General features: G+C 39.9%; 28 protein-coding genes. 10 read left to right on the top strand and 18 right to left on the bottom strand.

Annotation, left to right across the window (positions count from 1 at the left end; all coding sequences use genetic code 11):
- Positions 1-8 precede the first annotated feature (8 nt).
- From B1K71_RS07335 to B1K71_RS07325, 3 genes are all read right to left on the bottom strand, one after another.
- On the bottom strand, positions 9-527 hold the full coding sequence (locus B1K71_RS07335) for a GNAT family N-acetyltransferase (protein WP_281250326.1): 519 nt from the start codon (positions 525-527) through the stop codon (positions 9-11).
- Positions 514-1,089: a GNAT family N-acetyltransferase gene (locus tag B1K71_RS07330; protein ID WP_342742157.1), complete on the bottom strand. Its 576-nt coding sequence runs from the start codon at positions 1,087-1,089 to the stop codon at positions 514-516. The genes B1K71_RS07335 and B1K71_RS07330 overlap by 14 nt, the downstream gene beginning before the upstream one ends.
- A 161-nt stretch (positions 1,090-1,250) precedes the next feature.
- A complete protein-coding gene (locus B1K71_RS07325; protein WP_083954085.1) occupies positions 1,251-1,622 on the bottom strand; it encodes a VOC family protein in 372 nt (123 codons plus the stop codon).
- A gap of 212 nt (positions 1,623-1,834) precedes the next feature.
- Between B1K71_RS07325 and B1K71_RS07320 the strand changes: the two genes are divergently transcribed.
- Complete coding sequence (locus tag B1K71_RS07320; protein ID WP_077325541.1) at positions 1,835-2,461, top strand: DUF421 domain-containing protein; 627 nt, start codon at positions 1,835-1,837, stop codon at positions 2,459-2,461.
- A gap of 405 nt (positions 2,462-2,866) precedes the next feature.
- Here B1K71_RS07320 and B1K71_RS07315 read toward each other — a convergent pair whose 3' ends face one another.
- Positions 2,867-3,475, bottom strand: a complete 609-nt coding sequence (locus tag B1K71_RS07315) for a DUF4352 domain-containing protein (protein ID WP_077325539.1) — start codon at positions 3,473-3,475, stop codon at positions 2,867-2,869.
- Positions 3,476-3,631: 156 nt separating this feature from the next.
- On the opposite strand from B1K71_RS07315, the gene B1K71_RS07310 reads away from it, so the two are divergent.
- Positions 3,632-3,961 (top strand): YolD-like family protein, encoded by a 330-nt coding sequence (locus B1K71_RS07310; RefSeq protein ID WP_175631861.1) that lies wholly within the window; start codon positions 3,632-3,634, stop codon positions 3,959-3,961.
- Between the two features lie 33 nt (positions 3,962-3,994).
- Here B1K71_RS07310 and B1K71_RS07305 read toward each other — a convergent pair whose 3' ends face one another.
- The 4 genes from B1K71_RS07305 to xylA form a co-directional block, all read right to left on the bottom strand.
- On the bottom strand, positions 3,995-4,705 hold the full coding sequence (locus tag B1K71_RS07305) for a class I SAM-dependent methyltransferase (protein WP_077325535.1): 711 nt from the start codon (positions 4,703-4,705) through the stop codon (positions 3,995-3,997).
- A 107-nt stretch (positions 4,706-4,812) separates the two neighbouring features.
- Positions 4,813-6,234: an endo-1,4-beta-xylanase gene (locus tag B1K71_RS07300; RefSeq protein WP_077325533.1), complete on the bottom strand. Its 1,422-nt coding sequence runs from the start codon at positions 6,232-6,234 to the stop codon at positions 4,813-4,815.
- 138 nt (positions 6,235-6,372) lie between these two features.
- On the bottom strand, positions 6,373-7,872 hold the full coding sequence (gene xylB, locus B1K71_RS07295; protein WP_077325531.1) for a xylulokinase: 1,500 nt from the start codon (positions 7,870-7,872) through the stop codon (positions 6,373-6,375).
- A gap of 4 nt (positions 7,873-7,876) precedes the next feature.
- Complete coding sequence (xylA, locus tag B1K71_RS07290; RefSeq protein ID WP_077325529.1) at positions 7,877-9,202, bottom strand: xylose isomerase; 1,326 nt, start codon at positions 9,200-9,202, stop codon at positions 7,877-7,879.
- A gap of 224 nt (positions 9,203-9,426) precedes the next feature.
- Between xylA and B1K71_RS07285 the strand changes: the two genes are divergently transcribed.
- Positions 9,427-10,068: a YesL family protein gene (locus B1K71_RS07285; protein WP_077325527.1), complete on the top strand. Its 642-nt coding sequence runs from the start codon at positions 9,427-9,429 to the stop codon at positions 10,066-10,068.
- A gap of 51 nt (positions 10,069-10,119) precedes the next feature.
- Here B1K71_RS07285 and B1K71_RS07280 read toward each other — a convergent pair whose 3' ends face one another.
- From B1K71_RS07280 to B1K71_RS07265, 4 genes are all read right to left on the bottom strand, one after another.
- Positions 10,120-11,733, bottom strand: a complete 1,614-nt coding sequence (locus B1K71_RS07280) for a glycoside hydrolase family 43 protein (protein WP_077325525.1) — start codon at positions 11,731-11,733, stop codon at positions 10,120-10,122.
- A 23-nt stretch (positions 11,734-11,756) separates the two neighbouring features.
- The gene (locus B1K71_RS07275; RefSeq protein ID WP_077325523.1) at positions 11,757-12,578 is read right to left on the bottom strand and encodes a carbohydrate ABC transporter permease; all 822 of its coding nucleotides are present in this window, start codon (positions 12,576-12,578) and stop codon (positions 11,757-11,759) included.
- Between the two features lie 14 nt (positions 12,579-12,592).
- Positions 12,593-13,471 carry a carbohydrate ABC transporter permease gene (locus B1K71_RS07270; RefSeq protein ID WP_077325521.1) on the bottom strand — a complete coding sequence of 293 codons (879 nt, stop codon included), beginning with the start codon at positions 13,469-13,471 and terminating at the stop codon, positions 12,593-12,595.
- Between the two features lie 318 nt (positions 13,472-13,789).
- Positions 13,790-15,109: an extracellular solute-binding protein gene (locus B1K71_RS07265; RefSeq protein WP_245799374.1), complete on the bottom strand. Its 1,320-nt coding sequence runs from the start codon at positions 15,107-15,109 to the stop codon at positions 13,790-13,792.
- A gap of 215 nt (positions 15,110-15,324) precedes the next feature.
- On the opposite strand from B1K71_RS07265, the gene B1K71_RS07260 reads away from it, so the two are divergent.
- A complete protein-coding gene (locus tag B1K71_RS07260; RefSeq protein ID WP_077330101.1) occupies positions 15,325-16,524 on the top strand; it encodes an ROK family transcriptional regulator in 1,200 nt (399 codons plus the stop codon).
- Positions 16,525-16,547: 23 nt separating this feature from the next.
- On the opposite strand, the gene B1K71_RS19855 is transcribed toward B1K71_RS07260, so the two are convergent.
- Positions 16,548-16,718, bottom strand: a complete 171-nt coding sequence (locus B1K71_RS19855; protein WP_175631860.1) for a hypothetical protein — start codon at positions 16,716-16,718, stop codon at positions 16,548-16,550.
- Positions 16,719-16,910: 192 nt separating this feature from the next.
- Between B1K71_RS19855 and bla the strand changes: the two genes are divergently transcribed.
- Entirely contained in the window at positions 16,911-17,840 is a 930-nt protein-coding gene (gene bla, locus B1K71_RS07255) for a class A beta-lactamase (protein WP_245799197.1), read from the top strand.
- Positions 17,841-17,898: 58 nt separating this feature from the next.
- On the opposite strand, the gene B1K71_RS07250 is transcribed toward bla, so the two are convergent.
- The gene (locus tag B1K71_RS07250) at positions 17,899-18,240 is read right to left on the bottom strand and encodes a DnaJ family domain-containing protein (protein ID WP_077325515.1); all 342 of its coding nucleotides are present in this window, start codon (positions 18,238-18,240) and stop codon (positions 17,899-17,901) included.
- A gap of 162 nt (positions 18,241-18,402) precedes the next feature.
- Here B1K71_RS07250 and B1K71_RS07245 point away from each other — a divergent pair, with 162 nt between their 5' ends.
- Both B1K71_RS07245 and blaI read left to right on the top strand, forming a co-directional pair.
- On the top strand, positions 18,403-20,172 hold the full coding sequence (locus tag B1K71_RS07245; protein ID WP_077325513.1) for a BlaR1 family beta-lactam sensor/signal transducer: 1,770 nt from the start codon (positions 18,403-18,405) through the stop codon (positions 20,170-20,172).
- Positions 20,173-20,193: 21 nt separating this feature from the next.
- The gene (blaI, locus tag B1K71_RS07240) at positions 20,194-20,577 is read left to right on the top strand and encodes a penicillinase repressor BlaI (RefSeq protein ID WP_077325511.1); all 384 of its coding nucleotides are present in this window, start codon (positions 20,194-20,196) and stop codon (positions 20,575-20,577) included.
- A 54-nt stretch (positions 20,578-20,631) separates the two neighbouring features.
- Here blaI and B1K71_RS07235 read toward each other — a convergent pair whose 3' ends face one another.
- Positions 20,632-21,087, bottom strand: a complete 456-nt coding sequence (locus tag B1K71_RS07235; RefSeq protein ID WP_077325509.1) for a PaaI family thioesterase — start codon at positions 21,085-21,087, stop codon at positions 20,632-20,634.
- Positions 21,088-21,159: 72 nt separating this feature from the next.
- Positions 21,160-22,074, bottom strand: a complete 915-nt coding sequence (locus B1K71_RS07230) for a VOC family protein (RefSeq protein WP_077325507.1) — start codon at positions 22,072-22,074, stop codon at positions 21,160-21,162.
- Positions 22,075-22,267: 193 nt separating this feature from the next.
- On the opposite strand from B1K71_RS07230, the gene B1K71_RS07225 reads away from it, so the two are divergent.
- Positions 22,268-22,495 (top strand): hypothetical protein, encoded by a 228-nt coding sequence (locus tag B1K71_RS07225; protein WP_077325505.1) that lies wholly within the window; start codon positions 22,268-22,270, stop codon positions 22,493-22,495.
- Positions 22,496-22,845: 350 nt separating this feature from the next.
- Here the strand turns inward: B1K71_RS07225 and B1K71_RS07220 are convergent, their stop codons facing one another.
- Positions 22,846-23,256, bottom strand: a complete 411-nt coding sequence (locus tag B1K71_RS07220; RefSeq protein WP_077325503.1) for a VOC family protein — start codon at positions 23,254-23,256, stop codon at positions 22,846-22,848.
- A 198-nt stretch (positions 23,257-23,454) separates the two neighbouring features.
- Between B1K71_RS07220 and B1K71_RS07215 the strand changes: the two genes are divergently transcribed.
- Positions 23,455-24,213 carry a TerC family protein gene (locus tag B1K71_RS07215; protein ID WP_077325501.1) on the top strand — a complete coding sequence of 253 codons (759 nt, stop codon included), beginning with the start codon at positions 23,455-23,457 and terminating at the stop codon, positions 24,211-24,213.
- Positions 24,214-24,293: 80 nt separating this feature from the next.
- Here the strand turns inward: B1K71_RS07215 and B1K71_RS07210 are convergent, their stop codons facing one another.
- Positions 24,294-24,608 carry an amidohydrolase family protein gene (locus B1K71_RS07210; RefSeq protein WP_139343313.1) on the bottom strand — a complete coding sequence of 105 codons (315 nt, stop codon included), beginning with the start codon at positions 24,606-24,608 and terminating at the stop codon, positions 24,294-24,296.
- Between the two features lie 88 nt (positions 24,609-24,696).
- On the opposite strand from B1K71_RS07210, the gene B1K71_RS07205 reads away from it, so the two are divergent.
- Positions 24,697-25,599, top strand: coding sequence for a DMT family transporter (locus B1K71_RS07205; RefSeq protein ID WP_077325499.1), 903 nt, complete (start codon positions 24,697-24,699; stop codon positions 25,597-25,599).
- The last annotated feature ends 45 nt before the right edge of the window (positions 25,600-25,644 follow it).

Genomic DNA, 25,644 nt, shown 5'->3' with positions numbered 1-25,644 from the left:
CCCTATTTCTACACAAACTTATACATCAAAATATCATCTGCATACTCATTTTCATTTAATTTAAATTCGTTAACTTTCCTGCCTTCTTCAACAAAACCCATACGTTTATACAATGCAATAGCCCGATGATTCGTTGAAAAAACTCCCAAACACACTTTTTCAATGAAAGGATTCGCTTCCGCCCAGTCCAATAATGCTTGAACTAGCAATTTTCCTATTCCCATGTTCCTGCACTCTTTACGAATCATCATCCCAAAGGCCCCGGTATGTGCCATTCTTTTCCTGTCCGGAGAATGAAAACTGATCCAGCCGACAACTTCACCGTGAATTTCCGCTACAATAATGGTTTCCCTTTCATTCTGTAAAAAATTCCCGATCCATTCCCTTTGTTGTTGTGTTGTCAGATCATACTCTTCAGATAATGTAATTAAAAACTCATGTTCATCCATAACGGATTTCATTATTTCTAAAATTTCTCCGGCATCACCCAGTTTTCCTGTGCGCAGAATACATTTATCTGTTTTCAAACGTTTTCACTCCTTTCTGCTTTGCCTTTAACGCCATCAACAGGCAATCCCGATATTCCCCTTCATGCCATTCATGTCCCGGCAGCACCCGAACCTTATAGAACCCGCATTTTTCATAGCATCTTATAGCTCGTTTATTGGATAGCTGCGGATCAAGTATCACGTTGTGTGCCTGTTTCTTATCTGTCAAAAATTCCACTATACCCCGGACAAGCAGTGTTCCGATTCCTTTGTTCCAATAATCAGGTTCACCAATGAATTGATCAATTCCATATGTATTTTCCTGCTCATCAAAATCATTGATTGTACTTGTTTGTTTATTTACCGGATAAAACTGAATGTAGCCAATTGCTGCTTCTCCGTATAAAACCAAACATTTGAAAACACCATTATCCTTCCCGTAAAACGCTTTTTCTACTTTTGCCAAATCAAACGGGTTGTCCCGGCCTTCATAATATTCCAGTACAGCAGGATCGGAAAGCCACTTCACCAACAATTGTTTATCCCTTTCTTGCAGGTACCTAATTTTCAGTTTTCCTGTTTCAAATAACAGTAAAATCACCCTCAATGCCAATCCCCGCCTTTTTACACTAAAGGCTTAATCGAATATAAAGTCCGTTCCGCCCCAAATCGCATCACAATTGTAAAATATACCGAAAATCCGACCGCTGCAATTTTCGGATAGTACATCTTGTTGTTGCAAGCATGGTTATCCCCCAATCATTAACCCGTACAGATCATAATTATATTGCCGTCCGGATCACTGACATTAAAATACGAAAAATCATCAAACCGAATAATTTCGCTTTCAATCGGATATCCCAGCTCCTTAACAAATACATACGCCTTCTCAATATCTTCGGTGTGAAAATTAAACAATGGATACTCGGATGGGACGATTTCCTTTTTCTCACCGGTTGGCCCAGCATCCAATGTCAAGCCTGTGTATTGGTTGAGCGTCATATTGTGAACTGGTTCTTTGACTTCAGACAAATCAACCTGCTCATTCAATAGTCTGCTGTACCACCTTACTGAATTCTTCAAATCACTGACATGCACAAAAACGGTATTCATTTTGTTCTTAATTGGAATCATAGCCACACCCCTTATTATTTTACAATCAATCTCCCTATCTCCTTTATTACAATTCGACATAAACACCCTATTCCCTCTTATAAATTTAATGTTAATAGAAATTCCATCAGGGAAATAATGCAGAATTGCACTGTTCCACGGTCATTATCGTATAGACTGCGGCTTTAGGGAAAAGCTAAAACTAAAATTAAATTCGAAGGGGTGACCTGTTAATGGAGTGGAGTTGGATTTGGAAAGGAATATTGATTGTACTGGTCGGCACCCTGCTTTTACGAATAGCTGGCAGAAAAACAATATCACAAATGACATTGGCCGAAACAATTATCATGATTTCAATTGGAACAGCACTTGTACAGCCTATTGCTGATAAAAACATTTGGATTGCCATCGGAACCGGCGCAGTACTCGTTTTGACACTGATTGTTATGGAATTTGGCCAGCTCAAATTCGATGGACTGGAAAAACTGATAACCGGAAAATCCAAAGTTTTGATTGAAAATGGATCATTGAATGAAAAAACAATGGCAAAGCTGCGAATGACCGTTGATCAACTTGAAATGAATTTGAGGCAAAAAAATGTAACGAGTATAAACGATGTGCAATGGGCTACACTTGAACCAAACGGACAACTGGGTTATACGTTAAAAGAAGATGCACAACCCGTTACGAAGAAGGAGTTCAAACAATTACAGCAAGCCACAACCAAATCTAATGAACAACAAATAGAGCAGCTTAACAACCAATTGCATCAGATTAAACAGCAATTAAACCAAAATAACATTTTTGCAGAAGTTAAAAACAAGGAGCATAAGAATACACCCCCGGAACACCTGCAATAGAATCCACTTAAATTAAAGTGGCTGGGACATTACAAAACGTGTTATTAAAAAGACGAACAATTAGAGAATTAGCGTAGGAAATATACGGAGACTCCTGCGGGAAGTAAAGCCTAGATGAGACCCCGCAGTGCGACGAGCACTACTTCCACCGAATATGCTTCGAGTTGCGAGGAGTGCTGCTTCATTGAAACACTTGCAACACGACGAGCACCCAGCACGAGGAGGCTCAACAGCTGCCCGCGGTAAAGAAGACACTGCGAAAGCTTGCTTAAGCAGATGTCGCACTTATGCTCGAAAGTGAAAGCGAAGTATATTTCCGGAGCGGCTAGACGCTCCATTTTCTAATTGGTTGTTCGTTTTTTTCTTTGGATAACACACTTTTGTCCCAGCCGCTTTATATTTTCATTAGTTTAGATTAATTTCAATACTTTCCGTTCCAAAGAACCCTGTTTGGCAATGCAAAACGGAACCTTTAAGATTTAATTCTTTTGGCACTTCAAAAACAACTTTTCCAGATTTACTCAGGCCGGGATTGATTTGCTGCAGGAAGAAATCTGTTCCATTCTCTCCCATTGCCATCATCACCTGTCCATCTGTCACAGGGTCATAGGTCGTTCCGTCAGATGACATGATTTGAAAGTAGCTCGAATCAATCATCAGTGGCTCCTTCTGTCCATTTTTTATTGCCACATCAAGAACGACATATTTACCACTTGTTTTAGCATTTTCAATAAATTCATTTCCGCTGTCAATTTCACTGGTCGTTTTAACATGGTTAACAGTAAATCCAACATTTGCAACAGTAGCAGTTTCACCGATTCCGGCTTTTTTGATTGTTGACTCCTTATCTTGCTTCATAGCATCATTATTGGCCAAATTTTCCTGTTTCGTCTGATCCGCTCCCCCTTCTGCGGTGTTAGACGTATCTCCTCCACTGGCAAAAATACCAATTAAAATTCCTAAAACAACTACTGCTCCAATCGCAGTCAAGCAGCCAGTAAATAATTTCTTCATTTCTAATTACCCCCTAATTATTTTGTAATCTTATCGTAACAATTAGGGTATGCAAAAAAATGCACTCCTTCTGAAGAGGGATTTCCTAATCCGGAATTCACAATCAGAAAAGATCATGTTATAATCGAACAAATGTTCCACAAGCAGGTGATGAAATTGAGTAATGACCGAGGTTCAAAGAAATGGATTGGCTCTACAATGATGATCCCGGAGCATGTCAAGATGTTAAGGGAGATTTTTGCAGAGATGGAGTTCAGAAAAAAACCAATCATTGATGAACAGCAGAAAGAAGAAATCAACATGAAACTGCAATGTGCTATTCATAATGATTTGACGATTGAAGTGGTATTCTTTGCAAATCATGATGTAACAGTAGTCAAGGCAAAAATCAGCGAGATAAATTTAGAACAAAAAACGTTGTACCTTAAACACCCGACAACAAATAAACTTACTTTCGATGCAATATTGGAAGTAACCATTTTATAACGGATAAATGATTATCTAAAATTATACAATACTTTATTTCTCCGCTTTTGCTTTGATTATCAAAAAATGAGGGTTGTTCATGAGATATTGATAAGATTTTTTATGTGCTTGCTTCATCTTTGGGTGCGGATGTGGTTCAACCAGCTTTTCCAGGATGAAAAAATGCACTGTTTCTCTTATTATATCCTGCATTGGCCTGCGGTAAAAGCTGACATCAATCGTGATGTTCGGTTTTTTCCATGTGTCCGTTAATGACTGTGTTTCAAAATAATCCGTGCACGAAAACCTGGTAAAATCCATAAATGGATGGTGGACTGAAAACAGGAATGTTCCTTCATTTTTAATGACCCGATTAAGTTCCTGAAACGTCGGCGTCCATTCTTTTACATAATGCATGGTAAGGGAACTGATAATGATATCAAAGGAATGGTCTTCAAAAGGCAATGCCTCCTGAAGGTCATGACAAAAGATTTCCGCGTGATTCCCTAATCTATTTTTCGCTTCCTGTACCATTTCAGGACTGACATCTATACCGGTAACTTCTGCCCCGCGCTTCACGAGTTTTTCTGCATACCACCCAGCTGCACATCCAGCATCCAGGATCTTCATTCCAGTTAAATCATCAGGCAGCTCCTCCAGCATAGCCGGACGCTCATAATAAGCGTTATATGGGCTTGCCTCATCAATATCATTTTGATATGTACCTGCCAGTTTGTCATAAGTATCTTTTGCTGAGTGGTTCATTAAGGTATTACCCCCTTGGAAAGAAATAATGGCAGAAAAGCCAACCCCTTCCTCAAAGGAGTCAGCTTTTCCAATAAGTTACGTACGTTAAATCGGTTTAACTAATTTTACCATTTCCTAACTAAATATTCAGCATTTTGTCTCAGAATATTATATGCATCTTCATCAATAAATTCATTATCGCGCTGTTTATCAAGCTTTTGGAGGAAATCACGCATATGTTCAACGGCTTTATCAGTTTTTCCCCGTTTTTTAAAATGCGTGACGGATCTCAATTTGGCCTGCAATGATCTGGCAGCACCATAATTCGCAAATTCCCCTTCTTTTTCGAAGTCTGCAATTAGCACATCCATCTCATTCAAATTATAATCCATCATCTCCCAATAGGCGGGCTTCACATTAAAATTCGGGTCAAAAACAAATGGTGCATCTTTACCTGCGCCATCGTTATACTTTTCAGCACGATCATCAAGCCATGTATGGTCATCTGCAATACCCCAGAACGTTACATTACTGATTTTATCATCCAATTCCTCGTACAATTCAAATAATTGATCATATCGATCTGCCTGATCCAAAAGACGCCCACTTTCCAGAATTTCTTCATAATTCGGAAAGGCGGGCTTTGGCGGCCAGCCATAAAGGCTGACATCGAGCTCAGTAATTTGATTATCCAATCCAAGACTGGCAAACATATTAATGGCGTCTCTCATTTCTTCAATAGATGGCCAGCCAAGCTGGATATGCGCCTGATGCCCGACACCATCAATCGGAACCCCCTGCTCCAACAGATCTTTTACCAGATTATAGAGGTAGGTCCTTTTTGGTTCCACTTCAGTATTATAATCGTTGATATATAATTTGGCATCTTCTCCCGCGTATTTATGAACAGTCTCAAGAGCTACCTTAATATAGTCTGTACCGGTAATCTTATACCAATTGGATTCACGCAGACCCCGTTCATTAGACGCATAAGGATCGATAACTTCATTAACAACGTCCCACTCATCTACTACATCCCTGTACCTTTTCACGATTGTTTTAATGTGATTTCTCAGTCGATCCAGTAAAAGCTCCTTATTTTCTGCACGTTTTTCCGGATCGGTTTCCTCCACCATCGGATTTCCTTCTTCATCCAGGAAAAACCATTCAGGTACCTGACTGTGCCAAACAAGTGTGTGGAAACGCAAATTCATATCATTCTCTTTGGCAAACTGGACAATTTTGTCAGCTTCCTTAAAATTAAAATTGCCTTCTTCCGGCTGAATATTGATCGGTTTCATCACATTTTCGGCAACAATGCTGTTGTAATGCCGTTTTAAAATCTCGCCATGAATCCCTTCAAGCTGATAGGGTTCAACTGCAGCTCCGATTTCAAAAGAATCTTCATATCTGCTTTTAAGCGGTGTTACCCCCAGCGCACTAATTGATTTATATCCCTCCTCAGCTTTGGCAGTGCTTGTCCCGGCAGGTAATACCAGTGACAAAACAAATACTGCAATAATTGATATACGCAGCGACTTCACCATTCAACATACCCCTTTCCTATAATGACTTGATAAATTAACTTCTTCGCTACAACACCTCCCATTAAGTAATTAAAAAGGCCACCTCATAAAATAATTCAATCTTGGTTGAATACTTCTGAGATAGCCTGTTTACATAAATTAATTCCGAAATTCCACAAGTTTTTCGTTCATCGCTTTTGTCTGTCCATATACTTCCTGATAGATTTCAAATAGCTTCTTATAGCTTTCTGCACGATCACTATCCGGTGTATACACGCTTTCTATTTTCAAAAATTCATCTGCACATTCACTTAATGAATCAAACCATCCACATCCATATGCTGCCAGCATTGCTGCTCCCATTCCCGGGCCCTGCTCACTTGAAAGTTTAATAATTTTTGCGTTAAAAATATCCGCCTGCATTTGCAGCCACACTTTATTCCTTGCACCGCCGCCAATCGAAACAATAGAATCAATTACTTTTCCATTGTTGCGGAAAATATGAATCGATTCATTCAGGGAAAAAGTAATCCCTTCAAGGATCGCCCGAACAAAATCTTTTCGCCGGTGTGACACATCCATACCGATAAAACTTGCCCGAATCGATGCGTCTGCATAAGGCGTTCTTTCCCCTGCCAAATACGGCGTGAACAATAATCCATTTGCTCCGGCAGGGACTGTTCCCGCTTCAGAAACCAAATCTTCAAATGACTCATCCGCGGCAAAGACATCTTTAAACCAGCTTAGGCTATTGCCTGCTGATAGAGTAACCCCCATCGTATAAAAGGCATCGGGAGCGCCATGATTAAAGTAATGGACACGTCCCTGAAAATCTTTATCATCACTTCCCTCATAGGAAAGCACAACACCTGATGTGCCAACACTGCAAAGGGTTTTACCATCTTCTAATATTCCTGAACCAATGGCGCCACAAGCATTATCCGCTCCACCGGCAAAAACCCGGGTTGTTTCCGACAGACCAGTGGATGCCGCAATTCCAGATTGTATTCCCCCGATCTCAGCATGGGAATCTACTAATGGCGGGCAAATGGTCGAATCAATGTCCACCAGCGCACAGATCTCTTTACTCCACTCTTTTTTTCGAATATCCAACAACAACGTTCCGGCAGCATCAGAATATTCCATGTTCAATTGACCCGTCAGTTTGTACCGCAAGTAATCCTTTGGTAAAACAAATTTCTTAGCTTTCTGAAACAATGCGGGCTCATGTTCTTTCACCCATAACAGCTTTGGTAACGTAAATCCTTCCAAAGCAGGGTTTTTTGCTATTTCCAGCAATCGTTCCTCGCCAACAGCATGATAAATCTGACGGCATTGATTGGTTGTCCGTGTATCATTCCAAAGAATCGCATTCCGCAGTACTTCATTGTCTTCATCCAGAAGAACGAGTCCGTGCATTTGTCCGGAAAAACTGATTCCTTCAATATCCTCCGGGTCACCGTTGAAATCTTGAAGCAAGTCAGTCAACCCTGCAACTGTCTGGTCCACCCATACGTTAGGATCTTGTTCACTGTATCCGCTTCTTTCCTGAATTAACGGATATTCTTTGGAAATTTCCTGTATAACGCTGCCATGTTTAGTTACCAGCAGAAGCTTAACCGCACTCGTTCCCAAATCGATTCCGATTACATATTTCATGGCATTACTCCCCAGCATAAGCTTTCAGCAAATATTGGTTAATTGTTGCCTTGATTTTCTCCAGCCGACCGGATTGATGTTTGATTTCCGAAAGTCCCAACGCATGGTTCTCCAACTCATGGAAATCCGTTTTGTTTTGTACAATATCCAATCCGATTCCATTTGTATAGCTGCTGTAACGGTCTTCCAAAATATCTTCCAGCACACGATCATCGATAAGTTTCCGGGCAACCTTCAGTCCTACTGCAAAGCTGTCCATTCCAGCAATATGTGCATGGAATAAATCGTCCGGCTCGAATGAACCTCTTCTCACCTTTGCATCAAAATTCAAACCGCCACGGCCAAGACCGCCGTTTTTAAGAATCTCATACATTGCCAATGCAGCAGCATGCAGGTCTGTCGGAAATTCATCTGTATCCCACCCGAGCAGCGGATGACCCTGGTTTGCATCCACCGAACCTAGCATATCGTTTATGCGTGCGTAGCACAGTTCGTGTTCAAACGTATGGCCGGCGAGTGTCGCATGGTTTGCTTCAATGTTAAATTTAAAATGATCCTGCAGATTGTATCTTTGCAGAAAAGCATATCCACTTGCCACATCAAAGTCATACTGGTGTGTTGTAGGTTCTTTCGGTTTTGGTTCAATCAGAAATTGTCCATCAAAGCCAATTTCTTTTGCATAATCGACAGCCATATGGAAGAAGCGGCCCAAATTATCCAGTTCCAGTTTCATATCGGTATTAAGCAGTGTTTCATAACCTTCACGTCCGCCCCAGAACACATAATTTTGTGCGCCAAGTTCTTTTCCAATTTCCAACCCTTTTTTAACTTTTGCTGCTGTATACGCAAAAATATCCGCATTGTTGGAAGATGCTGCCCCATGAATAAAACGGGGGTGTGTAAAGTTATTCGCCGTATTCCAAAGTAATTTTGTTTTGCTGTCTTTCATGTAATCCTTCATCAAACCAACGATTGTATCCAAATTCTGATTCGTTTCCCGCAAATTACTTCCTTCAGGTGCAATATCGACATCATGGAAACAGAAATAAGGTACGTTCAGTTTTTCAAAAAATTCAAAGGCAGCCTCCAGTCGGGCTTTTGCCAAATCCATACCTTTAAACTTATCCCACGGACGGACCATTGTACCCGCACCAAATGGATCTGATCCATCCATTGTGAATGTATGCCAATAGGCAACGGCAAAACGGAGATGTTCTTCTGCCGTTTTGTCACCTATTTTTTCTTCAGGATTATAAAATTTAAATGCAAACGGATTAGTAGATTGTGACCCTTCGTATTGAATTTGACCAACTTCTTTAAAATATGCCATCATGATGACCTCCCATTTAAAATGATAATATATATTCAACATCCCGATAAAAATGGGGTGAATATGCATGTATACTGGAATGTAACTGCTTGCGCAAATTATAGCAGCACAAAGTTAGTTTGTCTGTCGGATATACTAAGTTATAATAGACTTACGCTATCCTATTTAAAATGATTAACTTATAATAAGCATGGAAGCCTATCTGAAATCCAAGGAGGATCCCCGTGAATAGTACCAGCACTTTTATTTTTAACGTAATGGAATGGATTACAAGGTTTGCATATGTGAATTTACTGTGGATCACATTTACGTTGACCGGCGGTGTTATCTTTGGTGTCTTCCCCGCTACAACAGCGATGTTCGCCGTAATCCGGAAATGGTTAACAGGGAATACAGAGATTCCGGTCTTTAAAACATTTTGGAACTATTTCAAACATGACTTTGTAAAAAGCAATATTCTTGGAGTATTTATTATCGGAATTGCAGTATTAATAGGTTTAGACTTTGTATTCATGCAAGTAAATGTAAACGATTTACTGAGATTAATGTATTTACCGCTGTCCGTCTTTATGTTCTTATTTTTACTCTTTCTGTTTTATATATTTCCCGCTTTCGTCCATTACGATTTAAAACTAGGAAAAATCATCAGGAATACTTTTCTGATTATGTTAATTTCCCCGCTCCACAGCTTATTGATTTTTATATGTCTTGTATCCATCTGCTTTATTATGGCGGAACTGCCAGCATTGGCATTTATCTTTGGTGCAAGTACGTATGCGTTTATTACAATGTGGCTCTGTCTGAATGCTTTTACAAAAATTGAAAAGAAGGCTGAAAACACCAATAGTAAAAATGCTGCCAGATAGTTATGTCAGTGAAAGTCTTCCCCACTCTTCCCCAAGAGAGCGGGGATTTCCCTATGATTTATTTTCACTGTACATAAAATAATCAAAGTCGGCATGCTTATTCTGTCCTGACGTATCCTGGCACTGCATCCCAACGAATGCACCGGTAAAAAACCCGCCGCCTTGAATGTAATCATCCGAAAGCTTGTAGGAATGGAACGGAATTGGAATTTTCCGCCAATCTAAACCGTCAAACGAATAGGAATACTCGTATATATTTGTCTGTACGTCAACGCGCAGATAAACATAATCCACACCCTCCGGCACAACAATTTCACTGCCCTTTAACGGATGGTCAAACGTAAAATTGTCACACGTCATCAGTTCGAGTATTCTCCCCTTCTCTTCATGCCAGGAAATTTGTAAGGATGACCAATTCTGTGTATTATAATAATTTACCAGCCCGGCAGATTGCTGAAAACTGTCTGGATCAAATGCCACCTTTGTCTCCGCTGTAAAATTAAAATGCTGCCAGCGCCGTGCCACATATGCCTGCGTGAACTTCGATGTTAATGACTCTTTTCCGTATAACCGCAAATGGCCGGGATTATCCGTTAATGAAAGTGTTTCCCCACCAAGCGGAATACGTAATGTCTGAAAATGTGGATTTAATTCAGGCGTGTCAAAATCATCTTTTTCATCGTAATCTTTTCCCCATTGCACTTCTTTGATTGATGGCCCCTCGATTGCTGCAGCTGGCTGGTTCCCGCCGACTACATACGGCCAGTCATTTTCCCAATCCAGTCGTTGAATAGCGGTTTCTCTTCCAAGCGGACAGAATCCGCGTGGATCCAATAACGGCTGCCCTTCTTTCGGCAGCGGTCTCCCGGTTAAATAGACCAAAAACCACTCATCTGTATGTGTTTGAACGATAGAAGAATGTCCGGCTTTCTGCATCGGATTGCTCGGATATGGCCACGATGTAATTAATGGATTTTCCGGATGCACCTCATATGGCCCATGCAATTCCTTGGAACGGGCAATGGTAGCTTGGTGCTCAAATCTCGTCCCACCTTCAGCGGTCAATAAGTAAAAATATCCGTTCATTTTATATAGATGTGGTGCCTCGGTCAGCTTTACATCGGTCCCTTTAAAAATCACTTCCGGTTTTCCAACAAGCTTCTGCTCATTCGGACTGTACTCCTGAAGCACAATTCCGTAAAAATTGTGGTTACCGGAACGATGATCCCAAAGCATATTGGTGATATACTTTCTCCCATCATCATCATGGAATAAGGATGGATCGAATCCCGAACTGTTTAAATAAACCGGCTCTGACCATTCGCCATCAATCGTATCGCACGTTACCAAATAATTATGGCAGTCTTTCCAGTTCCCTTCTGTAACTTTGACATCCGTATAAATCAGCCAAAACTTACCGTCTCTATAGGATAGTGCCGGCGCCCAGATACCTCCGGAGTCAGGATTCCCCATCATATTCAACTGGCTCAGTCTATTAAGCGGTCTCCCAATCAACCGCCAATTTTTCAGATCCTTGGAATGATATATCCCAATCCCCGGAAACCACTCAAATGTCGAAACAGCGATATAGTAATCCTCCCCTGCCCGGCAAATACTCGGGTCCGGGTGGAACCCTGTCAAAATTGGATTTTGAATAGTTGTCATTTACTGGTCCCCCTTCATTAAATTTAACCTTTTACGGCACTTGCGGAAATACCTTCCACAACCTTGTTACTGAAAAACAGAAACGCTATCAGAATCGGCACAATACTAATAACAAGGGTCGCACCAATTGCTCCCCAATCCGTCATATATTGTCCAACAAAGTTCTGTATACCGACTGTCAAAGTTTTGTACTTGTCCGAACTGATAAACGTATTGACAAACACAAATTCATTCCAGTTGTAAATCATATTGATAATGACAGTAGTTGACATAACTGGTGTAGTCATTGGCAAAATAATCCGGAAAAACAATCTGTTAATTGAACAGCCGTCAATAATTGCCGCTTCCTCAATTTCCCGGGGCAATGTATAGTAAAATCCGAGTAAAATCATCATTGTTATTGGCAGGTTATACGTCGTATACGTTATGATAATGGACAACGGGTTATCAATCAGATTAACGCTCAGAAACATTTTGAAAAGCGGAATCAATGCTGAATGAATCGGTATCATCAATCCAACCATAAATAAACCAAGTACAAAGGAGCTTAGCTTCCATCGCATCCGTGTAATAGCAAAAGTAGCCATACTCGCTAACACGACCGTTAAAATAATAGCCACTACCGTGTACCACACACTATTAAAAAAATAGATTCCTATATCGCTCTGCCATACTTTAATATAGTTTTCCCATTGATATTCTTCCGGAAGGGAAAGCGGGGGGCTTCCGAAAATCTGCCTGGTATCCTTCAGCGAAAACAAGACGAGCCACACCAGCGGGAAAATTTGGAACAAACCTACAATCCCTAGGCATATATAAAGAAACAAATATCCGATTCGATTCATGGTTTTACCTCCTTTTAATACTGGATTTCATCATCGGTTGCAGTTAATTTTCTAATGAAAAAGGTGACAATCAGTGTAATGATCAACAGAAGAAAGCCTACTGCACTGCCATAACCAAATTCAGAAGTGGAAAATGCCAATTTATACATATAGGAAGCCATTACTTCACTCGCTCCGCTTGGCCCGCCGCCGGTCATAACATAAATCAGGTCAAAATATTTTAAAGACCCGACAATAGCAAGTACAATTGTAACTTTGAATACGCCCATAATAAGTGGCAGCTTTACCTTGAATGCTATCTGAATAGGAGAAGCACCATCGATTTTGGCTGCCTCTATCAGTGATTCAGGGATATTCTTTAATGCAGCATAATAAATGAGGATATAAAAACCCGCATACTGCCAAAGAATCGGAATAAAAATGGCATACAATACTACATCAGGATCCCCAAGCCATACAGGTGTTTCTTCAATGCCAATATATCCCAGAAGACTGTTTAAAATACCATTTGCGGGATTGTAAACTTTAATCCAAAGTTGTGCGATTGCCACTGAAGACAATAGCATTGGAATCAGGTAGATTTTTCTAAGCAGACCTGCACCTTTTATTTTGGAAGCCAAAATTAGTGATATTGCCAGGTAGATAAGTAAACTAAGTGCAGAGAAGAGTGCGAGTAAAAAAGAGTGTCCTGCACTTTCCCAGAACTTTTCATCCTGCATGGCAGTCATATAATTTTCTAATCCAATGAAGGTCATATCACCGATCCCATTCCATTCCATTAACCCATAATACCCGCTCAGAAATAACGGAATGTAAATTAAGAGTGCCACAAGCAGCAATGCGGGAAGGATATACAATGCTATCATTAGCTTGTTGGACATAACTTTGTTCAATTCTTTCACCCCCAAATATTTATCTATTAAAGCGCTCAACCAATTTTCGATTACAAAGCGCCTCATATCCCTCACCGTAGCCAACGGAATACTTCGTCATGTTGAAATCGCTTTCTTTTTAGTTGATAAAAAAGCTTGAAAATTACTTTCAATAGTTTGAAAGTTTGTAAGTTCATGTTTAGAATATCAAAACCTCTACTGTTTGTCTAGTGGATAAACAAAGTTAATTTAAATTCTCACCAATAGATATATCAAAAGAAAAAAAGCCGCCGAATATTTGGCAGCCCCTAAATAGGATGGGCTAGTTGCCCAACAATTTTATTCTCCCTCTGCAAGTGCTTTTTCCTGCAATTTCACAAATTTCTCGGGTGTCATCTCCCCGCCAAACAATGCCTGTATAGCATCCAAATGAATTTGTGCTACATCAGGAGGCATTTGAACATCAGCAAATAAAGTAATATTACTAGCTTTATTCAACTCATCCAAAACATCAATATACATTTGTGGAAGGTCGACAGAACTGGTATCCGCTTTTGTCGCTGGTATTACACCTGCATCTGCGACAGCCTGCTGTCCCCATTTCTTAACGAAGAAAGATACAAAATCTTTTGCCTCTGATTTCACATCAGAGTTTTGGGCCACAAACAAACCAACTCCAGGCCCGCCTACCCAGCTGTTCATGTCGCCATTTCCGTTAACAGTCGGGAAATTAAAGAAGCCAACGGAATCCCTGAACTCCTGTGGTACCTGCTCATTTGTAGTATAGTTTGGAAGATCCCAGGAGCCGATTAGATACATTGCCGCCTGACCATTCATAAACAGACTTTTTGCTTCCTGATCGGACAAAGCGTTATATCCTTCATTAAATGCGTCCATTTCCACCAGATTTTGAATTTCTTCTGCTGCTTTGATGAGCGCTGGATCTTCGAAGGACCCTTTTCGGTTAATGGCTTTTGTTATGGTCTTGGAGCCTCCAATGCGGTCCGCAAGGTACATATACCATAATGACCCTGTCCACCGGTCTTTATTTCCTAAAGCGATTGGTGTTATATCATTTTCATGGAGTGTTTTAACAACATTTTTGAATTCATCATACGTTTTCGGAATTTCCAATCCATATTCATCAAAGATTGCTTTGTTATAAAAAATTGGCGCTATATTCAATTCCAATGGAAGTCCATATGTTTTACCGTCAAAACTATAGGCATCTGTTGTTCCTGGAACAAACTTGTCCTTTAGTCCGTTTTTCAGAACATCATTTAATGGAGCGAACAAATCTCCTTCAATATATGGTGTCATAAACCCCGCTGCCCACGTCATCCCAACATCAGGCAGCTGATTTGAAGAGGATAGTACTTTCAATTTTTCCTTGTATTGTTCATTACCCAGGATTTCAAGGTCTACTTTTACTCCAGGATTCTTTTCTTCATACTGACTGACGATTTTATTTACAATCTCATAATGATCTTTTGAACTTCCTTCAGGCCATAAATGCATAAATTCAATTGTCTTTTGATCAGCTGACGCTTCACTGCCGCCACTTTCACCGTCTTCTCCCCCACTGCCTGAACATCCGGCAAGTACAAGCAAAACAAACGATAAGACAGCAAACAAAACTACCGCTTTATTCTTCAATATACTTCTCCCCCTTTTATTGTAAACGCTTACTAAATCATGCATTTATAGAATAGCAAAATAACCATCGTTTGTCTACCGAATGAACAAAGTTTATAATGAAATTTAATGATCCTATACGAACCCGTTTGTTTGGTAATATAAATAGGTTATAATAATGGAAAAGTAATCGGTTTAGGATAGTTTATTCGGTGGATAAAGGAGAGCATGATATTCTTATGGGACAAAATCAAACATGGAACCAATTTGTTGTTAAAAAAGGAAATAAATCGCTAGTACTTCATACAATTATGACTTACTCCCCTATTTCCCGCGCAAATATCGCCCACTATACTGGATTGAACAAAGGGACAGTTTCGTCCCTGGTCAATGAATTGCTTAACGAACAGTTAATCAGTGAATCTGGTCCAGGGCAATCAAGTGGTGGACGAAGACCTGTAATGCTTCATTTCAATGAAGAAGCCGGATTTTCAATAGGTATTGATCTGGGAGTTAATTACTTACTTGGAACGTTAACCGATCTCCAAGGAAACATACACTGCGAAAAGAAAATGAATCATAATGAATTATCATATGAAGAAATCGAAATGAAATTATTCGAAATAATTGACTTTCTAACAGCCTCTGCCCCGAAAAGTCCATACGGCATTATTGGAATTGGGATAGGTGTTCCCGGAACAGTAAGTACTAAAGATGAAATCCTCCTTGCACCGAACCTGGGATGGAAAAATGTTGATTTAAAAACAGTCATGGAAAAAAAGTATGATATCCCCGTGACCATTGAAAATGAAGCAAATGCTGGAGCATATGGTGAAAAAAGGTTCGGAGCAGGTGAAAATTTTGAAAACATAATTTATATTAGTGCCGGGATTGGAATTGGTGTAGGACTTATTCTAAATGGAAAGTTATATAAAGGCAGTAACGGTTTTTCGGGGGAATTGGGACACATGACAATCCAGGCAAACGGGCTAAAATGCCGTTGCGGTAATGAAGGATGCTGGGAATTATATGCTTCGGAACAGGCTTTATTGAACGCAGCTAAACATTCAGACCTGCCAACCGCCAGCGATAAAGAACTTACCCTGGAGGATCTTAACGACTTTGCAGAAAATAATAATCCAGCAGCAATACAATTATTTGAGAAAGTTGGCGATTACCTGGGGATTGGGGTAAACAATATTATTAACATCTTCAATCCTGACCAAATAATAATTGGAAATCGGATTGCTGCTTCGGAGAAATGGCTGAAAGAAACATTGGAACAAAGAATGAAAACACATACACTTTGGTATCAGCATGACGATATGAATATTTATTTTTCTGAACTGAACACGCACTCAACTGCACTTGGTGTGGCAGCTTTGACATCCGAAAAATTTCTGAATGTTGATGTGGAAAAAAGGGTTTCCGAGGCTTAAGAATAAAACTGCTTTATGTTAATCTAATATCCCCTGCCAATCAGGCGGGGGATATAATTATTTTTAGATGGAACCATTCGCTTCGTTTCAGACTCCTGTATCATAACCCCTCCGTTATTTTTGAAATCGTGCTTCCATAAATCACATCTGCCTTCATCATTAAAATCAATACCTTCCCGTGTTCCCTGTATCATTCACCTTAATTCCGACACCTCGAGGATAATTTCAGGCTTCTTTTTTATATTTTGGGTTGACACCCTTTAGACTACATGTGTAATATTGAACTACAGATGTAATCCAGTGATTTAAAAAGGAGGTATTGATAACTTCCGCAAACGATTGGTAAACGGGATATTTAAACAATCCAATAGAAAGTGGGTATTCTTGTGAGTAGAAGATTTTCATTGAAGTCCAGCACCTGCATGTTTACATTGTTCATTTCATTAATGTTATTAACAACACTTACCGCATGCGCTAATGCAGACAGTAAGACGGATGCGTCATCTGACACAGGTAAAAAATCAAAGCAAAGAATTAGTAAAGATGAAAAATTTGCCCAGCTTGAAAATGAATTCGACGCCCGAATCGGTGTTTATGCAATCGATACAGGTACGAAACAAACTGTCGCATACCATCCAAATGAGCGTTTCGCCTACACGTCCACATTTAAAGTTTTGGCTGCAGCAATCTTGCTGAAGCAAAACGACATCCAAGAACTTGAAAGAGTTATTCCGTACACGAAGGATGATCTGGTTACCTATTCCCCGGTTACCGAGAAACACGTGGATGATGGTATGACATTGCTGGAAATAAGTGAAGCAGCCATCCGTAAAAGCGATAACACCGCCGGGAACCTCCTGCTTGAAGCGATCGGGGGTCCCGATAAATTTGAGCAAGCTTTACGCAACATCGGTGATGATGTTACCCAGCCGGAACGTTACGAAACTGAGTTAAACGAATTCAAACCGGGTAACAAGCGTGATACCAGCACACCAAAAGCCATGGCCGCTAATCTGAAAAAAGTCGCCCTAAGTGATTTTCTTTCAAAAAATAAGCGTGAATTACTTATCGATTGGATGAAAGGAAATGCAACGGGAGACGCACTGATACGTGCAGGTGCGCCTGAAGGATGGAAAGTTGGTGACAAAAGCGGTGCCGGAAGCTATGGCACACGAAATGACATTGCAATTGTTTGGCCGCCGAACAGAGAACCAATCGTCATCGCGGTTATGTCCCGGCACAATAAAGAGGACGCCGAATATGACGACGCACTGGTTGCAAAGGCTGCTGAAATTACGCTGAACGCTCTACAATAAGAAATTCGGGATCACACATGTCAATCGAATCTGGCATGTGTGACCCTTCATATAATCCTCATTCGCTCCAATTGTCTTTTGCCTTTTCCAAATTTACGAAACTGACCAAATTTTTTTGCATGGGTATGGGACAGATACGATTATGTTTTTTAATTTTCGAGTTTATGTCTTCCAAATCTTTTTCTGTTTTTGCTGTTTTTAATAAAGAAGCTATTTCTTTTTGCAGTTTTAACCATGGCGGCAAAAAACCGGCATCTTTTGCTGTCTTTTGAAAACGCTGAAAGGTGTCCATCTGCAAATTTTCTTTCGGCAATGGTTTTCCTTTTCCAGGTAAATTGTTATAGTCGTCCTGATTTTCCCGCATCATATCGCCGATGAAATCATTATGTTTTTCACTCATACACAATACCTCCTTTCCATATTATGATATTCTTTTATTTCTTGCATGCTGCGGGAATTACCTGCTGCATACACTATTATTCATAAAAAATTCATATTTGACGCCATGGCAGAATTAAGGTACTTTGAGTTAATAACTTCGCAATAAAGGAGATGAAAACAGATGTCTGTCCCCCAACTGGCTGTATGCATGTTCATATCTTCTTTTGTAGTCACTGCAATTATGCTTATCCGGAAGGTTTTTAAAAATCAATTGACATCCAAATGGCAATATAATTTATGGTTTCTTTTACTGACTGCATTAATAATTCCCTTCCTGCCGGCACAATTATTGAACTTCGGGGGTGAATTCTCATGGAATGGGACTTCACAAAACAATACGTCCCCAATCAACACTGCATCAGAAAATCCTGCATCGGAAAATGGAAATTGGATGCACGATTTTTCAACATCTGTTACCCGGATTGACCTTACATTTTCAAACTATATCGTAACCATTATATGGATTTTAGGAATGCTCGGCATGATTGCTTTGACAATGAACGCCTGGTTTAAACTGCGAAAAATCAAGACATCTGCAAGCATCGTTAAAAATAAAGAGGTGCTCACATTACTCGAACAAAGTAAACAACACCTTCATATTTCGCGTCGGATTATATTGGTGAAATCACCACTTATTAAGTCACCGCTGACGTTCGGCATGTTTAGAACATACATTATCCTGCCACAACATGCGGAAGCCTGGATGTCTATGAAAGATTTGAAATACATTTTGCTGCATGAACTGAATCACATTAAATATAAAGACATTGCCACGAATTATATAGTCATCCTGTTCCAGATTTTGTACTGGTTTAATCCATTAATCTGGATTGCCTTCAAGGAAATGCGTCTGGACCGTGAAATCGCCTGTGACAGAGCCGTCCTAACAATGCTTGAAGAAAACCAGCATGCAGCCTACGGGAACACGATTCTTAATTTTGTAGATAAATCCTATCATTCAAGGCATTTCGCAATCGTTAACCAGTTTGCCGGGTCAAAAAAACAGTTAAAAAAGCGGATTGAACGAATTGCGGACTTCACAAAAGAATCCAAACTGTTAAAACTGAAAAGCATGCTGATTTTTATAGTACTGGCAGGAATTGTCACAAGCCAAATTCCGATTGCTTCTGCAATGCCTTATAGTGATAATCGGATCACCTTCGATAAAAAACATACGATATATGAAGATTTAAGCGGATTTTTCAAAGACTATGATGGCAGCTTTGTAATTTATGATTTGCGGGAAGCACAATACCATATCTATAATAAAGATAAAAGCACGTTACGGGTATCACCGAATTCCACATATAAAATATACAGCGCATTATTCGCATTGGAATCCGGTGTAATCACGAGACATCAGACCTCCATGAAGTGGAATGGCAAAACATATCCGTACAACACCTGGAACCAAAATCAAAACTTATTTACAGCGATGGAAAACTCCGTAACCTGGTACTTTCAAAGGCTGGATAAGTTGGTTCAAATGGAAAGTATTCAAGCATATCTTGATCAACTGAATTATGGGAATCAAAATGTGTCCGGCGGAATTGAAAGCTATTGGCTTGAATCTTCTTTAAAAATTTCGCCAATTGAACAGGTGCAGTTACTCAAAAACTTTTACACAAACAAATTTGGATTTGATAAGAAGAATATTCAATTCGTAAAAGAAGCCATCAAGTTAGAGACCAAAGACCAAGCAGCCCTTTATGGCAAAACCGGTACAGGAACAGTCAATGGAAAAAATGTGAATGGCTGGTTCATTGGATTTGCAGAAACGGAACACAACACTTATTTCTTTGCAGCCAATATTGAAAACAGCCATCATGCAAACGGCAGTACAGCTGCGAAGATTACAAAATCCATTTTGAAAGACAAAGGTATTTATTAGAAAATAAAGGCAGGGATCCACGTGACAAATAAAATACCCGCTATTTCAGAGTCAGAATGGGAAGTATTGAAGGTGCTTTGGGCAAAAGCGCCGCAAACAGCAAATGAAATCATTTCATCCTTGCCGGCACATACGAACTGGAAGCCGAAGACCGTACGTACCTTGTTAGATCGGCTTACAAAAAAAGAGGTTGTCGGTGTTCATAAAGATCGTCGGATATATACGTTCTATCCGCTCTACTCCCAGGACGAATGTCAGCGTGCAAAAACAGAATCCTTCGTAAAACGAATCTATGACGGCACCTTAAAATCGATGCTCGTTCAATTTATTCAGGATGAAGACCTGTCGGAAGAAGAAATCAAAGAGTTAAGGTCCATTTTGGATAAGAAGCAAAATAAAAAGTAAGATTCCCCATCAGTACAAAACGGAGTGAAGTTCAAACCCTTCACTCCGCTTTCATTACCACTTTTCTTCCAGTTCAATAAAATAATGATCCTTCCGGTATGATACTGCATCCATTGTCGCGATTAAATCATCCTGGTGACATATATCAATTCTATAAAATCCGGTTCGATAATTCCTTCTAATTTCAGTTGCCCGGGCTGTGATTCTGTCACCAGCTTCAGCTGCCCGGATAAACTGGATTGTTGTTGAAAGGCCGACAGAAATTTTACCATATGCATTGAAGGCAACCGAAAAAACGTGGTCTGCCAATGCGTATATGATTGCCCCGTGAACAGTCCCATGGGCATTAACCATATGGCTTTGCACGACTAACATTGCTTCCGTAAATCCCGCCTTGAAGTCGGTTAATTCAATTCCAAGTGATTGTGCATACGGATCCCTTTTTACCTGTTCATAAATTTCATTATAATGTTTTTCATGAATTTGATTCTCATCTATTTTCTTTTTCAAGTTTATCCCCCTGGTTTGAAACGCTTAAATAAGCATACCATACTTTTCAGAAATTTTAACACCAACGGGCCTTTATGCATTGTATGCTTTCTTTAATTCCGCAATATTAAGTTTCTTCATATTAAGAGTTGCCTTATTAAAGCGCGCAATTTGTTCCGGGGTACCGTCTGCCATCATCTCATCCATTTCCCTGGGTACTATCTGCCAGGATATTCCATACCTATCTTTCAGCCAACCGCATTGCTCGGCCTCCGGAACGGCGGACAGCTTATCCCAGTAATAATCAATTTCTTCTTGTGTGTCGCAATATACCATAAATGAAGTTGCCTCATTGAAATGGAAGCTATGATCCCCCGCACTGTCCATTGCGGTGAACCACTGATCTTCAAGCATGAAATCAGAAAACATAATTGTTCCTTCTTTATCAGGTTTCATGCCTTGCGGGTAGCGAGCAATATGCCCCTCTTTTGAGTTCTTAAATACAGACAGATAATAATTAATCGCCTCTTCTGCTTTACCGCAGTTATCACCCACAAACATAAACGACGGTATAATTTCCGGCCGTTCTTCACCTTCCGGATTTGTAAGGATTAACTGCCAAGACAAACCATACTTATCCTGGATCCAGCCATACTTCTCACTGAACGGATACGAAGCAAGCGGCATTAACACTGTACCGCCTTCAGAGAATCTGCTCCAAACCTCATTTATTTTTTCACTTGCGTCTTTTTCCCGTGACGGGTCAAAATTAACCATAAAAGATACCGACGGATTGAATTTAAAATAAGGTCCTGCACTGATTGCCATGAACGTTTCATTCCATAATTTAAACGAAACTAAATGTGCGTCTCCTGATGGTGTATCGTGAAGTGTTGTTACATTCGTAACCTTTGATTCAGGGAATACGGAAGCATAAAAGGTTGCTGCTTCATTCGCCTCCTTGTCAAACCATAAATGTGGAACGATATTCTGAATTACTTTTGTCATACGAATCCTCCTGGCCTATTTTTCTTTTATTCTACCAACTTGATTTTGTTTTTGTTTCTCTTAAATTGCTGAATTTATCTGCGGTTTTTTATTGAAAAAGATGTTCTAAATTACACTGATCTTGTCGAAATAAGATTACATCTATGTTTTTGGGGAAAAGAACGTACATAGATTGATAGGAGGTGAAGTTGCTTTGTCCTATGATGCAGTATTTAATTGCATAAAGAAGTTCGTTGAGCTGGAAGAAATCGTGATCAGTCCCTACCCAAACCTTCCATTCGGCTTAAAAATTATCGACAAGGAAAAAGACTACATCATATTTTTTTACGATACCAATACAATGCAAGTAATATACCTATTTAAAGACGCAGAAGATTGCTTATTCCGAAACAATTTACAAGTTTATGCCAAACGGGCTTAAACATGAATCAACGTATTCAATCCCATTGGGGAATTTAATGAATAGAGAGATGTTATGGTGTTTTTATGTATGTCAATGTATGTAATAAACAAGAAGGATTAGACCACAAAGTTCGGATAGTAAAATCCCTCCCAATTTAATACAGCAAACTGACAATAGTCCTTTTCCCAACAACTCTTCCTATTTCAACTCAATGTTTAGCATTAATGTAACCTTTCCCTTACCCATAACGTTGATCCAACCCGTCTATTGGAAAAACCGGATACATGGCACTTTAAATTAAATGGAGTGCCGGCAAACATGCACTCCATTTAATTTAAGCGTGATACTGCGAATAATCGCACTTATGCTTAAGATGATTTTTCTGTTACAAGTTGAAACGTTACACCAAATTGATCGGTTACATTTCCAAATGCCGGGCTGAATGGCGTCTCTTCTAGTGGCTGATTAACCTTGCCGCCCTTCTTCAATGCTTCAAATATCCGCTTTGTCCTCTCCGGGCTGTCTGTTGAAATACTCATCATCAATTGATTGCCTTTTTGAATTGGCGGTCCGGGTGTATCCGAAAATAGGAGTTCATCATCACCAACCTTTAACAATGCATGTGCCACTTGTTCCGCTATTGCGGTAGGACAAGAAGGCATCACGTCTTTATAGGTTTGAACAGAAAGAACGGTTGCTTCCAATGTTTGTTCGTAAAATCGGATGGCTTCTCTGGCATTTCCATCCATCATAAAATAAGGCGTCACTTGTATTGCCATTTCAAAAATTCCTCCCTAAATATAGATTCCATTCATAAATTCATATTACCATGAAATATGGAGTGGAATACTTCTGGATTACAATTTTTAGTTGTTACCTGATGGACAACCTGATGACAGTCATTGCATATTAAGCGGAAATTTATTTATACTACAAGTGCAATCCTATTTTTTATTTGAAGGCAGGTGTCAAATGTAATGGACACAATATGGATAGAATACGCATGGACTTTATTGATATTAATCGGTTTGGAAGGAATACTATCGGCGGACAATGCACTCGTCATCGCAGTGATTGCGAAGCATTTACCCGATGATCAAAAAAAGCGGGCAATCAATTATGGTATTTTGGGTGCATTTATTTTCCGATTTGCTTCTATCTTTCTTATATCATTTTTGGCAAATGTTTGGCAAGTACAGGCGATTGGTGCGGCGTACCTCATTTATATAGGCGGAAAACATATTTATAAGGCATATTTCAGTTCAAAGGGAAAGCAAGATGATCGTTCGGAAAAAAATTCCGGTTTTTGGGGTACAGTAGCACAAATCGGTGTAGCTGATATTGCATTCGCAATTGACTCCGTCCTTGCCGCTGTTGCGCTTGCAGTTACATTGCCAAAAACACCCCTCCCTCAATTCGGCGGTTTGGATGGTGGACAATTTGCCATCATTGTTGCCGGTACAGTAGCGGGATTAATCTTAATTAAATTCGCAGCAGACTGGTTTACAAAACTTCTCGATAAACGTCCTGGTCTCGAAACGGTTGCTTTCCTTATCGTTGCATGGGTCGGTGTGAAACTGGCTGTAATTACACTTTCCCATGAGAATGTCGGAGTATTGCCTGAGTCATTCCCGCACAGTACTGTATGGACAATTATCTTCTGGGGGGTACTAATTGCAATCGCGGTTATTGGATGGTTTTTATCTGGCAGGAATCAATCAGAAAACGCAAAATAAATGATACCGGGAGAAAACGCTTTTTAGGCAATCACCAAGTTCTCCCGGCAAAAATATTAATAACCTCTAAGCTCCACCGATTACAAGGAGATGTTCATCGTCGTCTCGGAAGGTTTTGTTTGTACGATGATTTCCCCATTCCGGATTGAATAAAGTACAGGTGCCTGCGTACGAATTGCCTCATACTCTGAATCAGAATCAATGACAATCAAATTTGCTGTATTACCTTCTTTTACACCATAATCCGCAGTAATGCCCAGTGTTTTTGCTCCATTTACAGTAATCATGTCAAGTGCCTTAACGATGTGATCATAATCTGTCATGTGACAGGCATGCAATCCTATTTCGGTCACGTGCATTAAATTGCCGTCACCTAGTGAATACCATGGATCCATGATTTTTCCGGGCAAAAAGGTATACAGAACATATCGAAAGGTTTACAATATAAAAGTTGTTATATGAAGTAAGGAGACCGTATTATAAATGTTAAAAGCGTATTCTTGGCTGACGTTTTGTGTCATCGTTTGGGGAAGCAATTTTGTGTTTGGAAAAATCCTGGTTCAGGACTTCTCGCCGACTCTGCTGACATCATTAAGGCTTTTCTTTATCGTGTTATTATTGGCGGGTATATCCTGCTTTAAAAAACATGTAAAACGATTGAATAAAGCAGATTGGCTTGCAGTTATCATTTTGGGGATTATTGGTGTATTCATTAATCAATGGTCTTTTTTTGTTGGACTGGAAACAGCCGATCCAACAACATCTGCTCTCGTACTGGCAACCGCTCCGATTCTGACCGGTTTTTTAGCTGCCATATTCCTGAAAGAAAAATTAACAATACGTATGCTGGCAGGATCCGTTTTTGCAATCATCGGAATCTACCTTGTTGTCACGAAGGGAAGCTTATCCTCTCTATATATTGATAAAGGGTTGTTATGGATTGTTCTGACAATGGTGACATTCGCCATTATGATTATTATGACAAGATCGCTTTCCAAACGAATGGACCCGCTGACGATAACCCTTTATTCAAATATCGTTGGATTTATTGTGTCTGTTCCGTTTGTCTTTATACTGGACAACCCACTGCGGATCGGCAATACCGTTTTTGATTGGGGGCTGCTCATCGGAACTGCTGTTACCGTCCACGGTATAGCTACGCTTGTTTGGAATAGCAACATTCGCTATGTTGATGCTTCAAAAGCGTCTGTATTGTCCAATTTGGAACCTTTTGTGGCAATGATTGCGGGATTCATATTGCTTGCCAAGCCAATTACCGGGATAGAGATAACAGGGTCACTGTTTATTGTGGGCGGAGTTATCTTTTCCACTTATCAGCGAAAGCAATTTAAGGCAAAACAAAAATTGACGGGCCATAAAAAATAGTGAGCGTTGTACCTGATAAAAAGTGCACGCTCACAGACTTTCGCC

This window comes from Virgibacillus siamensis (assembly GCF_900162695.1).
GTDB lineage: Bacteria > Bacillota > Bacilli > Bacillales > Amphibacillaceae > Lentibacillus > Lentibacillus siamensis_A.
The sequence above is the reverse complement of the archived record's forward strand: the minus strand, read 5'-3'. Positions and strand labels throughout refer to the sequence as shown.

Bases quoted from the DNA above. Each gene is read 5' to 3' on its own strand.
- B1K71_RS07260 (WP_077330101.1), top strand. From the start codon at position 15,325: ATGGGACAAAATCAAACATGGAACCAATTTGTTGTTAAAAAAGGAAAT.
- B1K71_RS07280 (WP_077325525.1), bottom strand. From the start codon at position 11,733: ATGACAACTATTCAAAATCCAATTTTGACAGGGTTCCACCCGGACCCG.
- B1K71_RS07220 (WP_077325503.1), bottom strand. From the start codon at position 23,256: ATGGCAATACAAGTGACGCCTTATTTTATGATGGATGGAAATGCCAGA.
- B1K71_RS07300 (WP_077325533.1), bottom strand. From the start codon at position 6,234: ATGGTGAAGTCGCTGCGTATATCAATTATTGCAGTATTTGTTTTGTCA.
- B1K71_RS07215 (WP_077325501.1), top strand. From the start codon at position 23,455: ATGGACACAATATGGATAGAATACGCATGGACTTTATTGATATTAATC.
- B1K71_RS07320 (WP_077325541.1), top strand. From the start codon at position 1,835: ATGGAGTGGAGTTGGATTTGGAAAGGAATATTGATTGTACTGGTCGGC.
- B1K71_RS07305 (WP_077325535.1), bottom strand. From the start codon at position 4,705: ATGAACCACTCAGCAAAAGATACTTATGACAAACTGGCAGGTACATAT.
- B1K71_RS07250 (WP_077325515.1), bottom strand. From the start codon at position 18,240: ATGAGTGAAAAACATAATGATTTCATCGGCGATATGATGCGGGAAAAT.
- B1K71_RS07325 (WP_083954085.1), bottom strand. From the start codon at position 1,622: ATGATTCCAATTAAGAACAAAATGAATACCGTTTTTGTGCATGTCAGT.
- xylA (WP_077325529.1), bottom strand. From the start codon at position 9,202: ATGGCATATTTTAAAGAAGTTGGTCAAATTCAATACGAAGGGTCACAA.
- B1K71_RS07210 (WP_139343313.1), bottom strand. From the start codon at position 24,608: ATGGATCCATGGTATTCACTAGGTGACGGCAATTTAATGCACGTGACC.
- B1K71_RS07275 (WP_077325523.1), bottom strand. From the start codon at position 12,578: ATGAATCGAATCGGATATTTGTTTCTTTATATATGCCTAGGGATTGTA.
- B1K71_RS07205 (WP_077325499.1), top strand. From the start codon at position 24,697: ATGTTAAAAGCGTATTCTTGGCTGACGTTTTGTGTCATCGTTTGGGGA.
- B1K71_RS07230 (WP_077325507.1), bottom strand. From the start codon at position 22,074: ATGACAAAAGTAATTCAGAATATCGTTCCACATTTATGGTTTGACAAG.
- B1K71_RS19855 (WP_175631860.1), bottom strand. From the start codon at position 16,718: ATGATACAGGGAACACGGGAAGGTATTGATTTTAATGATGAAGGCAGA.
- B1K71_RS07245 (WP_077325513.1), top strand. From the start codon at position 18,403: ATGTCTGTCCCCCAACTGGCTGTATGCATGTTCATATCTTCTTTTGTA.
- xylB (WP_077325531.1), bottom strand. From the start codon at position 7,872: ATGAAATATGTAATCGGAATCGATTTGGGAACGAGTGCGGTTAAGCTT.
- B1K71_RS07315 (WP_077325539.1), bottom strand. From the start codon at position 3,475: ATGAAGAAATTATTTACTGGCTGCTTGACTGCGATTGGAGCAGTAGTT.